General features: G+C 74.6%; 10 protein-coding genes and 1 pseudogene. 2 read left to right on the top strand and 9 right to left on the bottom strand.

From position 1 onward, the window contains the following. Positions 1-24 precede the first annotated feature (24 nt). From ACH5AR_RS25320 to ACH5AR_RS25280, 9 genes are all read right to left on the bottom strand, one after another. Positions 25-1,659 (bottom strand): ABC transporter substrate-binding protein, encoded by a 1,635-nt coding sequence (locus ACH5AR_RS25320; RefSeq protein ID WP_396303790.1) that lies wholly within the window; start codon positions 1,657-1,659, stop codon positions 25-27. Between the two features lie 432 nt (positions 1,660-2,091). Next, positions 2,092-3,996, bottom strand: a complete 1,905-nt coding sequence (gene typA, locus ACH5AR_RS25315; protein ID WP_396303789.1) for a translational GTPase TypA — start codon at positions 3,994-3,996, stop codon at positions 2,092-2,094. A 282-nt stretch (positions 3,997-4,278) separates the two neighbouring features. Continuing rightward, positions 4,279-6,096, bottom strand: a complete 1,818-nt coding sequence (locus ACH5AR_RS25310) for an ABC transporter family substrate-binding protein (protein WP_396303788.1) — start codon at positions 6,094-6,096, stop codon at positions 4,279-4,281. A gap of 104 nt (positions 6,097-6,200) precedes the next feature. Continuing rightward, entirely contained in the window at positions 6,201-8,801 is a 2,601-nt protein-coding gene (locus ACH5AR_RS25305; protein WP_396303787.1) for a SpoIIE family protein phosphatase, read from the bottom strand. A gap of 227 nt (positions 8,802-9,028) precedes the next feature. Beyond that, positions 9,029-11,776, bottom strand: a complete 2,748-nt coding sequence (locus ACH5AR_RS25300) for a SpoIIE family protein phosphatase (protein WP_396303786.1) — start codon at positions 11,774-11,776, stop codon at positions 9,029-9,031. A 139-nt stretch (positions 11,777-11,915) separates the two neighbouring features. Beyond that, positions 11,916-12,428, bottom strand: a complete 513-nt coding sequence (locus tag ACH5AR_RS25295; RefSeq protein WP_396303785.1) for an NUDIX domain-containing protein — start codon at positions 12,426-12,428, stop codon at positions 11,916-11,918. An 18-nt stretch (positions 12,429-12,446) separates the two neighbouring features. Continuing rightward, a complete protein-coding gene (locus ACH5AR_RS25290) occupies positions 12,447-12,641 on the bottom strand; it encodes an SPOR domain-containing protein (protein ID WP_396303784.1) in 195 nt (64 codons plus the stop codon). 248 nt (positions 12,642-12,889) lie between these two features. Then, positions 12,890-14,314, bottom strand: coding sequence for a DUF4190 domain-containing protein (locus ACH5AR_RS25285; RefSeq protein WP_396303783.1), 1,425 nt, complete (start codon positions 14,312-14,314; stop codon positions 12,890-12,892). 276 nt (positions 14,315-14,590) lie between these two features. Beyond that, the gene (locus tag ACH5AR_RS25280) at positions 14,591-15,409 is read right to left on the bottom strand and encodes a methyltransferase domain-containing protein (protein ID WP_396303782.1); all 819 of its coding nucleotides are present in this window, start codon (positions 15,407-15,409) and stop codon (positions 14,591-14,593) included. Between the two features lie 165 nt (positions 15,410-15,574). Between ACH5AR_RS25280 and ACH5AR_RS25275 the strand changes: the two are divergent. Together ACH5AR_RS25275 and ACH5AR_RS25270 are read left to right on the top strand one after the other, a co-directional pair. Further along, positions 15,575-16,716, top strand: a pseudogene (locus tag ACH5AR_RS25275) (dihydrofolate reductase family protein). Between the two features lie 75 nt (positions 16,717-16,791). Further along, positions 16,792-17,463: an HAD-IA family hydrolase gene (locus ACH5AR_RS25270; protein WP_396303781.1), complete on the top strand. Its 672-nt coding sequence runs from the start codon at positions 16,792-16,794 to the stop codon at positions 17,461-17,463. The last annotated feature ends 88 nt before the right edge of the window (positions 17,464-17,551 follow it).

Below are 17,551 nucleotides of genomic sequence, written 5' to 3'. Positions count from 1 at the left end.
ACCGGGTCAGGCGGTGCCGACCGATTACTTCTTCTTGACCTCGACGTCGGTGAAGACCGGGTCGCCGAAGGAGTCGAACTTCACGTTCTGGACGTTCTTGGAGTAGCCGGAGCTGGTCTTGTAGTACCAGAGCGGGATGGCCGGCATGTCCTTGGCCAGAACGGCCTCGGCCTGCTGGTACAGCTCGGCGGTCTTCTCGACCGTGGTGGCGGCGTCCGCCTCCTTCGACAGGCGGTCGAACTCCGGGCTGGAGTAGCTGTTGTCGTTCGACGAGGCGCCGGTGCGGTACACGTCGGCCAGGAAGTTGGCGTTCAGCGGGTAGTCCTGCACCCAGCCGGTGCGCATCATGCTCTGGACCTGCTTGTTGGTGACGACGTCACGCACGGTCTTGAAGTCGGGCTTCGGCTCACCGATGCACTCGACGCCGGTCGACTGGCGGATGGAGTTGCAGACCGCGTCCACCCACTCCTTGTGGCTGCCGTCCGAGTTGTACAGCACGGTGACCTTGTTGCCGGGGACGCCGCCGCCCTCGGCGATGAGCTGCTTGGCCTTCTCCGGGTTGAACTTGCAGGCGTCGCCGCAGGTGCCGGCCTTGTAGCCCATGACGCCGGGCGCGACGAAGGAGTCGGCCGGGATGCGGTTGCCGTTGAGCACCGTCTTGGTGATGGTGTCGCGGTCGATCGCCATCGAGAGGCCCTGGCGGACCTTGGCCTTCTCCGGGGCGCTCCACTCCGGCTGGTACAGCGCGAAGCCGATGTTCTGGATGGCACCCTGCGCCTGGTCGATGGCGCGCTTGCCCAGGTCGTCCTTGAACTTGGCCATGTCGGTCGAGTCGACCTGGTCCAGGACGTCCACGGTGTCGGACATCAGGTCCTTGTACGCGGCCTCGCCGGTCGCGTAGTTGCGGAAGACGATGCCGCCGTTCTTCGGCTTGTCGATGCCGGCGTACTTGTCGAACGTGGCCAGCGTGACGGCCTTGTTGTGCTCCCACGAGACGAACTTGTAGGGGCCGTTGCCGATCGGCTTCTGGCCGTAGCCGGCCGGGTCGCCGAAGAAGCCCTCGGGCAGCGGCGAGAAGGCCGTGTAGCCGAGCTTGTACGGGAAGTACGAGACCGGGGCGTTCAGCTCGATGGTGAAGTGGGTGTCGTCGACGACCTTCAGACCGGCCATCTCGGTGGCGGTCGGGTCGCCCTTCTCCGGGTGGACGGCGTCGTAGCCGACGATGTCGGAGAACCAGGACGAGTTGATCTGGTTGTTCTTGATGTTGGCGGACCAGTTCCAGGCCTTGACGAAGGACTGGGAGGTCACCGGGGTGCCGTCGTGGAAGGTCCAGCCGGACTTCAGGGTGACGGTGTAGTTCTTGGCGTCAGTGGTCTCGATCTTGTCGGCCACCTGGTTGCGCAGCGCGCCGGTCGCGGGGTCGTAGTCGACGAGGCCGCGGAACAGCTGCTTGACCATGCGGCCGCCCAGCGTCTCGTTGGCGTTGGCCGGCTGGAGCGGACGCTGCGGCTCACCGCTCTGGTAGCTGAACTTGCCCGCCGGGTCGACCGCGGCGTTGTCGGAGCTGCCCCCGGAGGAGCTGCTGCTGCTGCACGCAGTCGCGGCGAGGGCGACAGCAACAGCTGCGACAACCCACTTGGCCTGGCTCGCACCGCGCATCGGTGTGCCTCCTGAATTCGACGTTGCAACGAGGAGGGCACCGCGGAACGGTTGTCACCGGGCCCGCTAGTGCCGTCCGCGCTCGTGGTTTCGGCGCGCACCCCTGCGCGTTCACCCGTGACCCGAGCCTGACTGCACCCACTATCCGTCACGCACGGACACGAAAGTGACCAGTGACGATCTCAATTAGGTCACATGAACAGTCGGTAAGTTTCGAAAACCGGACATTTGAGACATAGCCAGACAGGCACCAAACGGACAGTCGTCACGGATGACGAACTGTCACGTCCGCTCAGCGGACACTCGGGTGTCATGAGCGCTATTCCGTGAATAGCGGCCCCGGCAACTTGGAGTAGTTGAAAAAGTTCGCCCCCCTCTCCATGGGAAAGGGGGGCGAACCATTCCGGCCAAGGGCCGTTCAGTACGTCCGGATCACGCCTTCTTGGCGCGCGAGGCGGTGCGTCCGCGGTCCTTCTGGTCCAGGACGACCTTACGGATGCGAACCGTCTCCGGGGTCACCTCGATGCACTCGTCCTCGCGGCAGAACTCCAGCGACTGCTCCAGCGAGAGCTTGCGCGGCGGGACGATCGACTCGGCCACGTCGGCGGTCGAGGACCGCATGTTGGTGAGCTTCTTCTCCTTGGTGATGTTCACGTCCATGTCGTCGGAGCGCGAGTTCTCGCCGACGATCATGCCCTCGTACACCTCGGTGCCCGGCTCGCAGAAGAGCACGCCGCGCTCCTGGAGGTTGGTCATCGCGAAGGCGGTGACCACACCGGCGCGGTCGGCGACCAGCGAGCCGTTGTTGCGGGTGGTCAGCTGGCCGAACCACGGCTCGTGGCCCTCGTGGATCGAGTGGGCGATGCCGGTGCCGCGGGTGTTGGTGAGGAACTCGGTGCGGAAGCCGATCAGGCCGCGGGACGGGACGACGAACTCCATCCGGACCCAGCCCGAGCCGTGGTTGGACATGTTGTCCATGCGGCCCTTGCGGATGCCCATCAGCTGGGTGACGGCACCCATGTGCTCCTCGGGCACGTCCACCGTGAGGCGCTCGACCGGCTCGTGCACCTTGCCGTTGACCACCTTGGTGACCACCTGCGGCTTGCCGACGGTCAGCTCGAAGCCCTCGCGGCGCATGGTCTCGATCAGGATGGCCAGCGCCAGCTCACCGCGGCCCTGCACCTCCCAGGCGTCCGGGCGCTCGGTGTCCAGCACGCGCAGCGAGACGTTGCCGATCAGCTCGCGGTCCAGGCGGTCCTTCACCTGGCGGGCGGTGACCTTGCGGTCGACCTTGACGCCGGACTTGGCGTCGGCGCCCTTGCCGGAGCCGCCGCGGCCGACCAGCGGCGAGGTGTTGGTGCCGATGGTCATCGAGATGGCCGGCTCGTCCACCGTGATCAGCGGCAGCGCGATCGGGTTCTCCGGGTCGGCCAGGGTCTCGCCGATCATGATGTCGGAGATGCCGGCCACGGCGCAGATGTCCCCGGGGCCCGCCATCTCGGCCGGCTTGCGGGTGAGCGCCTCGGTCATCAGCAGCTCGGAGATGCGGACGTTCTGGATCGAGCCGTCGCGCTTGATCCAGGCCACGGTCTGGCCCTTGCGCAGCTCGCCCTGCTCGACGCGGAGCAGCGCGATGCGGCCGAGGAAGTTGTCGGCGTCCAGGTTGGTGACGTGGGCCTGGAGCGGGGCGTCCACGTCGTAGCTCGGGGCCGGGACGTGCTCCAGCAGGGTGGAGAAGAACGGCTCCAGGTTGGTGCTGTCCGCGGGAACGGTGCCGTTCTCCGGCTTGGTCAGCGAGGCGACGCCGTCACGGGCGCAGGCGTAGACGATCGGGAACTCGATCTGCTCCTCGTCCGCGTCCAGGTCCAGGAACAGGTCGTAGGTCTCGTTGATGACCTCGTCGATCCGGGAGTCCGGGCGGTCCGTCTTGTTGATGCAGAGGATGACGGGCAGGCGCTGGGCGAGCGCCTTGCGGAGGACGAAGCGGGTCTGCGGCAGCGGGCCCTCGGAGGCGTCCACCAGCAGGACGACCGCGTCCACCATCGACAGGCCGCGCTCGACCTCGCCACCGAAGTCGGCGTGGCCCGGGGTGTCGATGATGTTGATGGTGATCGGCGAGCCGCCGTCCTTCGGGTGGTACTTGACCGCGGTGTTCTTCGCGAGAATGGTGATGCCCTTCTCGCGCTCCAGGTCGTTGGAGTCCATCATCCGGTCGTCCAGCTGCTGGTGGGCGGCGAAGGCGCCGGCCTGCTTGAGCATGGCGTCGACCAGGGTGGTCTTGCCGTGGTCGACGTGGGCGACGATGGCGACGTTACGGATGTCGTTGCGCGTGGGCATGCCTAGCGGATTCTCCCGGAATCGTGGGTTACGGCGCCCGGCCGCGAGACGCGCACTTGCGGCCCCTTCGGCCGCCGCCACCCGTTCCGCCTGCTACTACCGGTCCACCCGCCGGGCATATGGACATGCCTCGGCTTCCTCCTATCGTACGGGGAAGCGCCCAGGTGAGCAGAAACCGGCTGGTCGCAGGGGATCAAGATCACAGGAGGGTCGCGCTCCCTTCACCCGGCCGCCGTGCGCCGACCCCCTGCCGTTCGCACCCCGCCGGCGCTCCGGGGCCGGTCAGCGGCTCCAGCCCACGTCCTGGAAGCGCGGCCACCCGAAGCCGTACGCGCCCGCGCCGACCACCCCGGCCCGGACGCCGACCAGCTCCGGCCGCTGGTAGAGCGGCACCGAGTGCCCGAGCTGCCAGATCCGCTCGTCCGCCTCCCGGAGCAGGTCCAGCCGGGCCGCCGGGTCCGCTTCGGCGGCCGCCCGGTCGAACAGCCGGTCGATCTCCTCGGTGCCGCCGCGGCCGAAGTTGCCGCCCGGCTCGGGGACGCCGTCCGGGTCCGGCCGCGGCTTGGCGTAGACGGAGCGCTGCTCGCTCGCCGGGCTGGGGCCGGCCGGCCAGGAGAGGAGCGCGAGGTCGTAGTCCCCGGCCGCCAGGTGCTCCCCGGCGAAGGACTCGGCGGGCGCCGCCACCTGCTCCACCGCGATCCCGGCGTCGCCGAGGCCCGCCGCGAGCGCGTCGGCGGTCCGCTTGGCGGTCGCCGACCCGGCCGGGACGAGCAGCGCGAGGGCGAGCGGCCGGCCGCCCTTGGCCCGGACGCCCCCGCCGGCGGGCCGCACCCAGCCCGCCTCGTCCAGCAGCCGGGCCGGGTCCGCCGGGCCGACCGCGCCGCTGTCGTCCCGGTAGCCCTCCTGGTCGCCGGCCAGCAGATGGCTGCCCAGCGGCGCGGCGGGCAGGCCGAGCGGGGTGAGCGCCGCGTCGGCGATCCGCCGCCGGTCGACGGCCAGGGTGAGGGCGCGGCGCACCAGCGGGTCGGTCAGCGGCTCGCGCGCGGCGTTCAGGGTGAGCTGGGTGAGCGAGGCCGCGGCGGCCCGGTGCACGGTGACGCCGGGCAGCGACTCGGCCCGGCGCAGCGCCAGCGCCGCCGCCTCGGGCACGGCCGCGGGCGGCGGGGCGGCGGAGGGGGCCGCGGAGGAGGGGGCGATGGAGGCGGCGGCGGAGGGGCCGGCGGCCGGCACCGCCCGGTCCACCGCCGCGGTGAGCGGGGCGACGTCCAGCCGGTCCTGGTCCAGCGCGTCCAGCCGCTGCCCGGGCGGTGCGGCGAGGAAGTCGATCCGGTCGGCCTTCGGCGGATCGCCCCACCAGAGCGGGCTGCGCTCCACGGTGACCGTCCCGCCCTCGGCGTCGTACCGGGAGAGCGCGTACGGCCCGGCGCTCGGGTGGCCGACCCCGGTCAGCGCCCGGTCGAAGGCGGCCGGGGCGGCCGTCTCGGCGGCCGGGTAGAGCGGTCCGAACAGCGAGCGCCACTCCGCGTACGGCCGCCGGAAGGTCACCCGCACCTCGTGCGGGTCGGCCCCCGGGGCGACGGTGTCGATGGCGTCGTACCCGGCGGCCCGCACGCCCCGGCGGGCCGCCTCCGGGCCGGACAGCGCGGCCCGCTGGGCGTCGAGGTCGGCGGCCGAGACCGGGGTGCCGTCGCTCCACACCGCGCGGGGGTTCAGCCGGTACGTCACCACCTGCGGCGTCTGCCCGGGCGGGGTGGACTCGGCGCCCGCCAGGTAGTCCGGGTCGGGCAGCAGCCGGCCGTGCCCGTCGGGCCGGAACAGCGAGGGGTACAGCGCGTGGGCGAGCAGCACCGAGTCGGCGGTCGCCGCCGGCTGGTAGACGTTCAGCGTGGCCGGGACGCCGTCCACCGCCCAGCGCAGCGTGCCGCCGTCCCGGACGGCGGCACGGTCGACGGGCCCGACGTCCCCGGTGCTCGCGGTGGGATCGGCCGGTACGGGCGCCGGGGCGGGGGCCCGGTCGGGGCCCGGGTCGTCGGAGCAGCCGACGGGACCGGCGGCGAGCAGCAGCGCGACGGCTGCGGCGGTGAGCTGGCGGACGCGCATGGCGGCCATCGAACGCCGCCCCGGGCCCGGCGCCCGCGCCGACACGGCGGGCCGAGGGGCGACTGCACCCGTCCGGCCCACCGCTCCCCGCGCCGAGGCGGCCCCTAGAGCGCCAGCTCGAACCAGACGATCTTGCCCTTGGGCGTGCGCCGGCTGCCCCAGCGCTCGGCCAGCAGGCTGACCAGCTGGAGGCCGCGCCCGCCCTCGTCGGTCTCCTGGGCGCGCCGCTGCCGGGGCTGGGCGTAGCCGTCGTCCCAGACCTCGCAGACCAGGCTGCGCTCGCGCAGCAGCCGCAGCCGGATCTCGCCCCGCCCGTGCTTGAGCGCGTTGGTGACCAGCTCGCTGACCAGCAGCTCGGTGGTGTCGACCAGCTCCTCCAGCCCCCGGGCCAGCAGCCAGCTGCAGGCCAGCTCGCGGGCCTTGGCCACCGAGGTGGGCTCGGGCGGCAGGAACCAGTTGCCGACGGCGTCGTCGGGGAAGGCGTGCACCTTGGCCATCAGCAGGGCGATGTCGTCCTCGCCGTGGTGCGGGTTGAGCTCGCCGAGCACGTGGTCGCAGAGGTCCTCCAGCCCCTTGCCCCCGTCGGAGAGCGCGCTGCGGAAGGCCCGCAGGCCCTCGTCCAGCTGGTGCTTGCGGCTCTCCACCAGGCCGTCGGTGTAGAGGGCGAGCACGGCGCCGTCCGGGAGGGTCAGCTCGACCTCCTCGAAGGGCTCGCCGCCGACGCCGAGCGGCAGGCCGGGCGGCACGTCGAGCATCCGGGAGCTCTCCCCGGGGCTGAGCAGCACGGGCGGCAGGTGGCCGGCGTTGGCGAACACGCAGCGGCGGGTGACGGCGTCGTACACCGCGTAGACGCAGGTGGCCAGGTAGACCTCGCGGGCCTCCTCGTCGGCCGTCGAGGTGAGCCGCCCGTACGGGGTGGGCGGACCGGCCGGCACCGAGTCGTCGCCGAGGCCGCGGGCGATCTCGTCCAGGGCGCCGAGCACCTCGGCCGGGTCGAGGTCGAGCATCGCCAGGGTGCGGACGGCGGTGCGCAGCTGCCCCATCGCGACGGCGGCGCGCAGGCCGCGGCCCATCACGTCGCCGATGACCAGCGCGGTGCGGTTGCCGGGCAGCGGGATCACGTCGAACCAGTCGCCGCCGACCTCGGTGTTGTTGTTGCTGGGCAGGTAGCGACAGGCGATCTCCAGGCCGCTGGCGGCCGGGTTGCCCGGGGGCAGCAGGCTGCGCTGGAGGATCAGCGCCCGCTCGTGCTCGCGCCGGTAGAGCCGGGCGTTGTCGATGCAGACGGCCGCCCGGGCGACCAGCTCCTCGGCGATCGCGACGTCGCGGGCGTCGAAGGGCTCGCTGCCGATCGCCCGGGAGAGCTGGACGAGGCCGAGCACCTGGTCGCGGGCGACCAGCGGGACGATCAGGGTCGAGCGCAGCAGTGGGTCGCGCCCGGGCTCGGGGACGACGCTGCGGCCGGTGCGCAGCGCCCGGGCGTGCGGGGAGCGGCGCGGGTAGCAGAGGGTGCCGCCGGCCTCGGCGATCGGCAGGCCGGTGACGGAGCCGAGCACCGAGGAGGCGCCGCCGACCACGCTGGAGACGGCGACCCGGCGCAGTTCGCCGCTGCCGTCGGTGAGCACGGTGTCGCCGAGCCGGCCGGCGCTGGGGACGGTCTCGCCGGAGAGCAGCGCGGTGTAGAGGTCGACGGTGGCGAGGTCGCAGAACGGCGGGACGACGACGTCCAGCAGCTCCTTGGCGGTGGTCTCCAGGTCGAGCGTGGAGCCGATGTGCGCGCTCGCCTCGTTGAGCAGGGCCAGGTTGCGGCGCACGCCGTCGGCCTCGCGCTCGGCGACGTGCCGGCTGGTGACGTCGGAGACCTGCCCGGCCACGCCCATGGTCTGCCCGGCGGAGCCGTTCAGGCGGTACAGCGAGACGGCCCAGAGCCGGTTGCCCTCGCGGGTCGGGACGGCGCCGTGGAAGCGCAGGTCGAAGACGGGCTCGCCGGTGGCGACGACCTTGCGCAGGGCGGCGGAGAGCCGGTCGGCCTCGGACGGCGGGAAGAGGTCGTGCGGGGTGAGGCCCTCCAGGTCGGCGGGGACCAGGCCCATCCCGGAGGCGAAGGCGTCGTTGACCCGCTGCAGCCGCAGCCGGTCGTCGAACAGCACGAAGCCAGTGGGCGTCTGCCCGAAGACGGCCTCGGAGGCGGCCAGGTCGGTCTCGATCCGGCGCAGCCGGCCGAGGTCGACGGCCAGGCAGGTGGCGCCCGCGGTGGGCAGGGAGCTGTCGGGCATCAGGTACAGCTCGGCGAGGCCCTCGCTGCCGTCGGCGTCACGGAACGGGGTGGTGCCGACCCACTCCTCGCCCGCCAGGGTGCGCTCCAGCCGGGCCCGGCCGCGCTGCCAGAGCTCGCGGGGGACGAAGGTGCTGATCGGGTCGGCGCCGACGGCCTCGGCGGCCGGGACGCCGAAGAACTCGGCGGCGCGCTCGCTCCACTGGCTGATCCGCCCGTCGGGGCCGATCGCGAAGGTCGCGACCCGGATGTAGTCGTAGATCGAGCCCGGATCCCCCGCGCCCCAGGAGCGGTCCCCGGCGCCGGGCCGGTGCCCGCGGCCGGCCACCGCACCGTCCGGTACGGGCAGGTGCGCGGAGCCGGCCTGCCCGGGTACAGCGGCATGACCGCTGCTGCTCGGCGACACGCTCCGCGCCGGAGTGCTGTTCAACGGACCGACCCCTCCAACCCGCGACCGTCCGGATGTCGAGAAGACCGAGTATTCATCATCGAGGGGTACGTTCACACGCCCTCAACATCACAACATCAGATCGGGCGAAGGTTTTTGTCCTATCGCCCGCGCAACCACAATGCCACGCTCGCGCCCCCTTCCGGAGCGCGCGCTCCCCCCGAGCACCCGATGACACCGTCGGCACCGCCCCCCGCTGTTCGCTCCGCTCACGATCCGTCCGGTCCACTACCCGGCAGCGCCTGTTCGAACCAGACCACCTTGCCGATGCCCTCGGCCCGGGCGCCCCAGCGCAGCGCCAGGCTGTGGACCAGCTCCAGCCCGCGCCCGCCCTCGTCGGCCTCGGCCGCGTGCCGCTCCCGGGGCGGGTCGGGCAGCGGGTCGGAGATCTCGACCAGCAGCGTCTCACCGAGCGTCAGCCGCACCCCGATGGGGGCGCTGGCGTACCGGACGGCGTTCGTGACCAGCTCGCTGACCAGCAGCTCGGCGGTGTCGGTGAGCTCCTCGACGCCCCACTCGGCGAGCGTGGCGCGGACCAGCCGACGGGCCCGGGAGACGGCGGTGGGCTCGGCCGGCAGCGTCCAGCCCGCCGTCGGGGTGCCGGCCTGGCCGTGTCCCAGCCGGGCCAGCAGCAGCGCCACGTCGTCCGGCTCCCGGCCCTGCTCCATGGTGTCCAGCACCGCCTCGCAGGCGGCCTGGATGGAGGCGTGCGGCTCCTGGAGCACGGTGACCAGCCGGCCGAGGCCGACGTCCAGGTCCTTGTCCCGGGACTCGACCAGACCGTCGGTGCACAGCGCCAGCAGGCTCCCCTCGGGGATCTTCAGTTCGACCGATTCGAACGGGACGCCGCCCACCCCGAGCGGCGCGCCGGAGGGCAGGTCGAGGATGCGCCCGGCGCCGCCGGGCAGCAAGCCGCCGGTGCGGGTCGGCTCCGCGGCGCCCTCGCCCGGCACCACCAGCACCGGCGGGATGTGCCCGGCCTTGGCGACGGTGAGCCGGGCCGTCGCCGGGTCGAACACCGCGTAGACGCAGGTGGCCAGCAGCGCCTCGTCCGGGCCCTGCGCGAGGTCGTCGGCCAGCTCGTGGACGTGCCGCAGCAGGACGTCCGGCGGCAGGTCGAGGGCGGCCAGCACCCGGACGGCGGTGCGCAGCCGTCCCATCGTGGCGGCGGCCCGCAGCCCGTGGCCCATCACGTCGCCGACCACCAGCGCGGTGCGGTCGCCGGGCAGCGGGATCACGTCGAACCAGTCGCCGCCGACCTCGGTGCCGCTGCTGCCGGGCACGTACCGGTAGGCGACCTCGACGCCGGTGGGCTGGGGGACCTGCTGCGGCAGGAGGGTGCGCTGGAGGGTGAGCGCGGCGGTGCGCTCGCGGGCGTAGAGGCGGGCGTTGTCCAGCGAGCTGCCGGCCCGGTCGGCGAGTTCGACGGTGAAGGCCAGGTCGTCCCGGTCGAAGCCCTCGCGGTAGCCGGCCCGGCTGACCAGCAGCAGGCCGATCACGATGCCGCGGGCGCGCAGCGGCACGACCAGCATCGAGTGCACGCCCAGGTCCCGGGCGGCCTGCATCTTCGGGTCCCCGGGGTAGGTGACGTCGTCCAGCTGTTCGGCGCCGGACAGCAGCTCGGGCACGCCGGTGCGCAGCACCCGGCCGCAGACCGAGTCCTCGGCGAAGGTGATCCGGGCGCCGCGGCGCAGCATCACCTCCACCTCGGGGCCCTCCTGGACGGAGGCGGTGCCGAGCTGGAGCAGCGAGGTGCGCCGGTCGTGGCCGTGCCGGGGCAGGTCGTCACCGTGCGCGACGGCCTGGAGCAGGATCACCGCCGAGTGGTCGGTCAGCCGGGGGACCACCGAGCCGGCCAGCTCCTGGGCGATCCGGGCGGCGTCCAGCAGGTCCCCGACCCGCGAGCCGAACTCGTTGAGCAGCGAGAGCCGGCGCCGGGCGTGCTCGACCTTGGCGACGGCCCGGTAGCGCTCGGTCACGTCCATCACGGTGCCGGAGATGCCGAGCACCCGGCCGGAGCGGTCGGTCATCCGGCTGTAGGAGATCGAGCGGTAGCCGGCCCGGGTGGTGACCGGGGAGGCCAGCGTGACGTCGATGACCGGCTCGCCGGTGGCCAGCACCTGGCGCTGGATGGCGGTGATCTCGTCGGCGGCGCGCTCCGGCAGGGTCTCGCCGGTGGTGCGGCCGACGTGGTCCTCGGGGGCGATGCCGTTCATCCCGGCGAGGGTCCGGTTGACGGCGGTGTAGCGCAGGTCGGTGTCCATGATGGCGATGCCCAGCGGGGACTGCTCGAACAGCGCGTCGCGCACCGCGAGGTCCCGCTCGACGGCCTGGACGGCGGCCGCCTCGGCCATGTTGACCTGGAGGAACGGGGTGCCGTCGCCGTCCACCAGGAGGGAGATCCGGGCGTCCACGGCGACGGCCTCGCCGTCCCGGTCGCGCAGCTCGGCGTAGCCGGCCCAGCGGCCCTGCCGCAGGGTGTCCTGGATCGCGGCCCGGATCCGGGCGACCTGCTCGCGGTCCGGGATCAGCTCGTCGATCCGGCGGCCGACCAGCAGCTCGTTCGGCCAGCCGAGCAGTTCCTCGGCGGCGGGGCTCCAGAGCACCACCCGGCCCGCGGTGTCCAGGATCGCGATGGCGACCTTGAGCATGTCCAGCAGGCTGCCCTCGGCGGGGGCGCCCTCGCCGGGGCCGGCGTCCCCCGGCCCGCCGGGGAACGGCCGGCCGGGGCGGCCGCGCAGGCCGGACCCGGCCCCCGGATCGGCCACCGCCGGGGTCGGCGCCGACTGGTCGGGCCGCTCGGCGCCGGGGGCCTCGACGGTGCCGCCGCGGCGGCGGGCGGCCGAGGGCCGGGGGGCGTCCGGACGGGCGGCGCGGCGCAGCCGGGCACGAGCGGCGGCGCTCCCCGCGGAGCCTGCCCGCCGCTCTGCCCCGGCGCCGTACCCGGTACTCGACACCGACGGGGCCTCCGGCTCTGGTCGGGATCGGCGTCGCCGGCTGGGGACGGCTCACCGATGGTGACGAATAGTGCCGAAAAGTGACATACCCAGCAGCACCCAGGCTATCCCGGTCTCCAGGTCGTCTTGTCCGATTGACCTACCCGGCGGACGGCGCGTCGCCCTCCCCCGCCCCCGCCGAGGCGGCGCCCGCCGGAGCGTCCGCGAGCAGCCGGGCGACGTGCGGCAGCACGTCACGGTCGTGGTCGATCCAGTCCACGGCGTCCAGCTCGTCCGGGCCGAGCCAGCGCAGCGCGTCGTGGTCCTCCAGTGCGCGCGGCTCGCCGGCCAGCAATTCGGCGGCCCAGAAGCGCAGCTCCAGGCCGGGGCGCACGGCCCACGCGCCCGGCAGTCGGGTCAGTGCGCGCGCCCGTACGCCGAGCTCCTCCAGCAGCTCCCGCTCCAGCGCCTGCGCCTCCGTCTCCCCCGGCTCCGCCTTCCCACCGGGGAACTCCCAGCGGCCGGCCACCGCGGCGGGCGCGCTGCGCCGGGCGGCGAGCACCCGGCCGTGGTGGACCAGCGCGCCGCCGACCACGATCCGGGGGGCTTCGGGCGCTGCGGGGGCTTCGGGGGCTGCGGCGGCTTCGCGGGTGGGGTCGTCGGTCGCGTCCATGGGCCCGACCCTACGGGCTCAGGCGTTGCGGACCGTTCCGTCGGCCGGACCGGGGCCGGCCGCCTCCCCGTCCGCCTCGACCCAGTACAGCTGCTTGTGGCCGCGGGCCTCGAAACCGGCGGCCAGGCTCCGGGCCGCGTCCCGGTCGAGGCCCCTGGCGACCAGGAAGCGGTTGCCGTTGTCGTCCTGCCGCATCACCCGGTAGGTGTCCATGGCGGGAGGGTAGCGGGGCCGTTCCGCGGCGCGGGCGGGGGCGGGCCGTGCGGTCCCGGGCTCCCGTGGCGTCCTCGGCGGGCGGGGCGGGCCCGGGTGGGCGGGACGGTCCCCGGGTGGGCGGGACGGTCCCCGGCTCGCGTGGGGGTCGGGCCGGGGACGTACCCACGACCGTACGGCCGGCGGGTTACCGGCAGGTACGGGCCCGGTCAACGGCCGGTAACCGGGAGCGGCGGGGCCGCGACCGCTCAGACCCGCAGGTCGGGCGCCTGCTCCCCGGTGGACAGGCCCAGCCCGCGGCGGATCTCCAGGTTCGTCGGTGCCATCCGGGCCTCGGTGGCCCGGGCCCGGCGGAGGTCGCCCGCCAGGTCGGTGCCGGAGGCCGCGGCCTCCCAGACCGCCGCCGCCTGCGCCTTGGCCTCGGCCAGCTTGGCGATGGTCGGCCGGACGTCGGCCGGCCAGGCCACGTCCGTCCGGCCCAGCACCGCCGCCTGGGTCCGGGAGGCGGAGGCGACCCGCCGGGCCCACTCCCGGTACTCGTCCTCGGCCTCGGCGACCTCCTGCTCGGGCTGGTCCAGGTAGTCGTCGTTGAAGCCCTGGACGGCCTCCAGGTAGGCCAGCTGGGGCGCGGTCAGGAGGCTGCGGTCGGTGCGCAGGCTCCCCCGGTGCCGCTCCTCGGGGTCCTCGAAGGCGCAGGTGACGTACCGCGCGCCGGACGCCCAGTTCCTCGCGCTCGGGTAGAGGTAGACGTCGCCCATGCCGTCCGGGACGGTCCACTGGTCGAGCGCGTAGCGGTCCAGCACGGAGCGGCACAGCCGGCCGGCCATCGTACGGGCGGCGTCCTCGCCGGGGTAGGCGCCCCCGCCGAGCAGGAGGTCGGTGGTGCCGGCCACCTCCCCGTGGTGCGGCTCGGCGCACGCCACCCGGTGCACCCAGAGCACGGCCCGGTCACCGTCCCCGCCGGTGGTCGACCCGCTCCTCGGGGAGTCGTAGCAGTCCCCGGCCCTGAGGTCGGACCAGTGCACCGCACCGGCCGGCGCCTGGGCCTGGCCGAACCCGCCGGCCCGGCCCGCGCCGAAGTCGGCCGCGCCGAGCAGCAGGGCCAGCAGCACCGTGCCGATCGTGCCGAGCACCAGGCCGGCCACCGCCATCCCGGAGCCGCGCTCCTTGCGGCGGTTGATCTGGACCAGCGCGAGGATGCCGAACACCACGGCCACCGGGGCCACCAGCAGCAGGCCGGTGACCAGGGCCCCGACGGCGAAGCCGTTGGTGGGGGCCGGGCCGGGCGCCGGGGCGTACGGGTCGCCGGGCACCGGGGCGTACGGGTGGCCGGGCACCGGGGCGTACGGGTGGCCGGGCCGGAAGCCGGACTGCGCGGCGGGGGTGACGGAGGCCCAGCCGCCGGCGGGCAGCGGGTGCGGGGGCTGGGGCGGGGCGGCCGAGGGCGGGACGGCGGCCGGGGCCGGGGCCGGGGAGGCGGCCGGGGAGGCGGAGAGGTCGGGGGCGGCCCAGGGATCGGCGGGCGGCACGGGGGCGACCGGGGCGGCGGACGGCTCCGCAGGCTCGGCCGGGATGACCGGCTCGCCCGGGATGACCGGCTCGCCCGGGGCGACCGGCTCGCCCGGGGCGACCGGGGCGGCGGGCGCGTCCGCGGCGTCCTTGCGGAAGTCCACCCGGGGGTCCTGACCGGCCGTCGGCGCCCCCGGGCCCGGTCCCGCGTCCGCGTCCGTGTCCCCGCCACCCGCCGTGGCCGCGGACGACTCCGGCCCCGGGGCGGCCGGTTCGGACTCAGGCTTGGACACGTGGACTCCCCACCCCGCCGGAACGGGCATCGGCTCGGTGCTCGGCACCGCGGCTCGGACCCGAACGGGCCCGCATCTGAACGGTCGCGCGACTTTACCCGATCTTTCCGAACACCTGCCCTCCCCGGCCGGGCCGCCCCGCCCCGCTCAGCCGCGGGCCAGGACCTCGCCGTGCAGCATCGCGAACCAGCCGTCCCCGGCGGTGCTCCACTCCCGCCAGCCGTCCGCGATCCGCTCCAGCTCGTCCCGGTCCGCGTAGCCCCGGGCGACCGCCGTGCGGCCCAGCGCGGTGCCCGTCACCCGGTCCGCCCACATCCCGCCCCACCAGGCGCGCTGCTCGGGCGTCGCGTACGTCCAGCTGGAGGAGCTCGCGACGACCTCGGTGAAGCCGGCCGCGCGGGCCCAGGACAGCAGCCGCCGCCCGGCGTCCGGCTCGCCGCCGTTGGCACGGGCAATCTGCCGGTACAGCTCCAGCCACCGGTCCAGCGCGGGGACCTCCGGGAACCAGGCCATCGAGGCGTAGTCGACGTCCCGGACGGCGACCACGCCGCCCGGCGCCGTCACCCGCCGCAGCTCTCGCAGCGCGGCCACCGGATCGGCCACGTGCTGGAGCACCTGGTGAGCGTGCACCACGTCGAACTCGCCGTCCCGGTACGGCAGTCGGTGCACGTCGGCACGCTCGAAGGCGACGTTGGACAGGCCCCGCCCGGCGACGTGCCCGGCAGCCTGCTCCAGCACCTCGGCGGAGGCGTCCACCGCGACCACCCGCCCCTGCGGGCCGACCAGTGCGGCCAGGTCCGCGGTGATCGTGCCGGGCCCGCAGCCGACGTCCAACAGGGCCTGCCCCGGCCGCAGTTCGGGCAGCAGGTAACCGGCCGAGTCGGCGGCGGTGCGGGAGCGGTGCGAGCGCAGTACGGCCTCCTGGTGGCCGTGGGTGTAGACGGCGGCGGGCTGCGGTCCGGTCATGGGATCCCCCTGGACGACGGTCGGCCGCGGTGCTCCGCGGTCGGCTCCGACGCTACTCGCCGTCCCGCATCCCGAGAAGATCCGTCTCATATGGCGGTCGCCTTGCCTCCGCCCGGCAGGCCTGCGCCGTACCGTGGAGGCGCCCCCGACAGAACGGTCCCCGCCATGCCCGGCCCGCGCCCCCACGTCCTGCTGAGCGCCGCCGTCTCGCTCGACGGCCACCTCGACGACGCCTCCCCCGACCGGCTGCTGCTCTCCAACGCCGCCGACTTCGACCGGGTCGACGAGGAGCGCGCCGCCGCCGACGCGATCCTGGTCGGCGGCAACACGCTGCGTGTGGACAACCCCCGGCTGCTGGTCAACGACCCCGGGCGGCGGGCCGCCCGGGTGGCGGCCGGCCGCCCCGAGCACCCGCTGAAGGTGACGCTCAGCGCCGGCGGCGACCTCGACGCCGGCCTGCGGTTCTGGCACACCGGCGGCGCCCGGCTCGCCTACACCACGGACGCCGGGGCGGCGGTGCTGCGCCCCCGGCTGGCCGGCCTGGCCGAGGTGGTCGCCCTGGGCGCCGCGGTGGACCTGGGCGCGGTGCTGGACGACCTGGGCGCCCGCGGGGTGCGCCGGCTGATGGTCGAGGGCGGCGGGGGCGTGCACACCCAGTTCCTGGCCCAGGGCCTGGCGGACGAGCTCCAGCTGGCCGTCGCCCCGCTGCTGGTCGGCCAGGCCGGGGCGCCCCGTTTCGTCCGCCCGGCCGCGTTCCCGGGCGGGCCGGCCCGGCGGATGCGGCTGCTGGAGGCACGTACCGTGGGCGATGTCGTCCTGCTCAGGTACGCCCCGAAGGAGCCCGCGCCGTGACCCCGTCCGCGCCCACCGACCTCGACCACCTGCGCCGGGCCGTCGAGCTCTCCCGCCGCTGCCCGCCGTCCACGACGGCCTTCTCGGTCGGCGCGGTGATCGTCGGCGCCGACGGCACGGTGCTGGCCGAGGGCTACAGCCGGGAGGCGGACCCGCACGACCACGCCGAGGAGGCCGCGCTGGCCAAGCTCCCGGCGGGCGACCCCCGACTGCGCTCGGCGACCGTCTACAGCTCGCTGGAGCCCTGCGGGCAGCGCGCCTCGCGGCCGGTGCCGTGCGCCCGACTGCTCCTCGCGGCCGGTGTGCCGCGGGTGGTGGTCGCCTGGCGCGAGCCGGACCTCTTCGTCGCCGACTGCCAGGGCAGCGCGCTGCTGACGGCGGCCGGGGTCGAGGTGGTGGAGCTGCCGGAGCTGGCCGAGGAGGCCCGCGCGGCCAACGCCCACCTGCTCGGCTGATCTTTTGTATCATTCAGAAACAAAGAGCTTGCCTCCACCGGCTCTTCCGTCGCCGACTCTCCGAGGAGCCGTCCCATGCCCGCTGCCCCCGCCGCCCCCGTCCGCCTGACCGCCCGCGCCGTCCTGCTGGACATGGACGGCACCCTGGTCAACTCCGACGCCGTGGTCGAGCGCTGCTGGAGCCGCTGGGCCGAGCGGCACGGTCTGGACCCGGCCGAGGTGCTCGCCGTCGCCCACGGCCGCCAGGGCCACGCGACCATGGCCGCCCTGCTGCCCGAGCGCCCGGTCGAGCTCAACCTGGCCGACAACGCGCGGATGCTCGACGAGGAGCGCGCCGACACCGAGGGCGTCGTCCCGGTGCCCGGCGCCGCCGCCTTCCTCGCCGCGCTGGACGGCCTCCCGCACGCCCTGGTCACCTCCGCCGACGAGCCGCTCGCCCGGGTCCGGATGGCCGCCGCCGGCCTGGCGCTGCCGCCTGTCCTGGTCACCGCCGAGTCCGTCGGCGCCAGCAAGCCCGACCCCGAGGGCTTCCTCAAGGGCGCCGCCGCCCTGGGCTTCGCCCCCGCGGACTGCCTCGCCTTCGAGGACTCCGGCGCCGGCATCGCCGCCGCCAGGGCCGCCGGCACCCGCGTCGTCGGCATCGGCCCGCGTGCCCTCCCCCATCACCCGCACGCCCACGCCGACACCCTCGCGGGCATCACCGTCGCCGCCGCCCCGGACGGCCTGCTGACCGTCACCATCGCCTGAGAAAGTGTTGGGTTAACAGATGACTACTGGTTGTTGAGGTCGTCGGCGAGGCGGCGGGCTGCTTCGGTCTCGATGGGGCCGTGCGGTT

The sequence above is a fragment of the Kitasatospora sp. NPDC018619 genome (genome assembly GCF_044391605.1).
Classification (GTDB): Bacteria; Actinomycetota; Actinomycetes; order Streptomycetales; family Streptomycetaceae; genus Kitasatospora.
This window is presented reverse-complemented; position numbering and strand designations above follow the sequence as displayed.

Excerpts from the sequence above, each read along its gene's own strand:
- ACH5AR_RS25290 (WP_396303784.1), bottom strand. The coding sequence starts at position 12,641 with ATGGACACCTACCGGGTGATGCGGCAGGACGACAACGGCAACCGCTTC.
- ACH5AR_RS25270 (WP_396303781.1), top strand. The coding sequence starts at position 16,792 with ATGCCCGCTGCCCCCGCCGCCCCCGTCCGCCTGACCGCCCGCGCCGTC.
- ACH5AR_RS25295 (WP_396303785.1), bottom strand. The coding sequence starts at position 12,428 with ATGGACGCGACCGACGACCCCACCCGCGAAGCCGCCGCAGCCCCCGAA.
- ACH5AR_RS25280 (WP_396303782.1), bottom strand. The coding sequence starts at position 15,409 with ATGACCGGACCGCAGCCCGCCGCCGTCTACACCCACGGCCACCAGGAG.
- ACH5AR_RS25310 (WP_396303788.1), bottom strand. The coding sequence starts at position 6,096 with ATGCGCGTCCGCCAGCTCACCGCCGCAGCCGTCGCGCTGCTGCTCGCC.
- ACH5AR_RS25320 (WP_396303790.1), bottom strand. The coding sequence starts at position 1,659 with ATGCGCGGTGCGAGCCAGGCCAAGTGGGTTGTCGCAGCTGTTGCTGTC.
- typA (WP_396303789.1), bottom strand. The coding sequence starts at position 3,996 with ATGCCCACGCGCAACGACATCCGTAACGTCGCCATCGTCGCCCACGTC.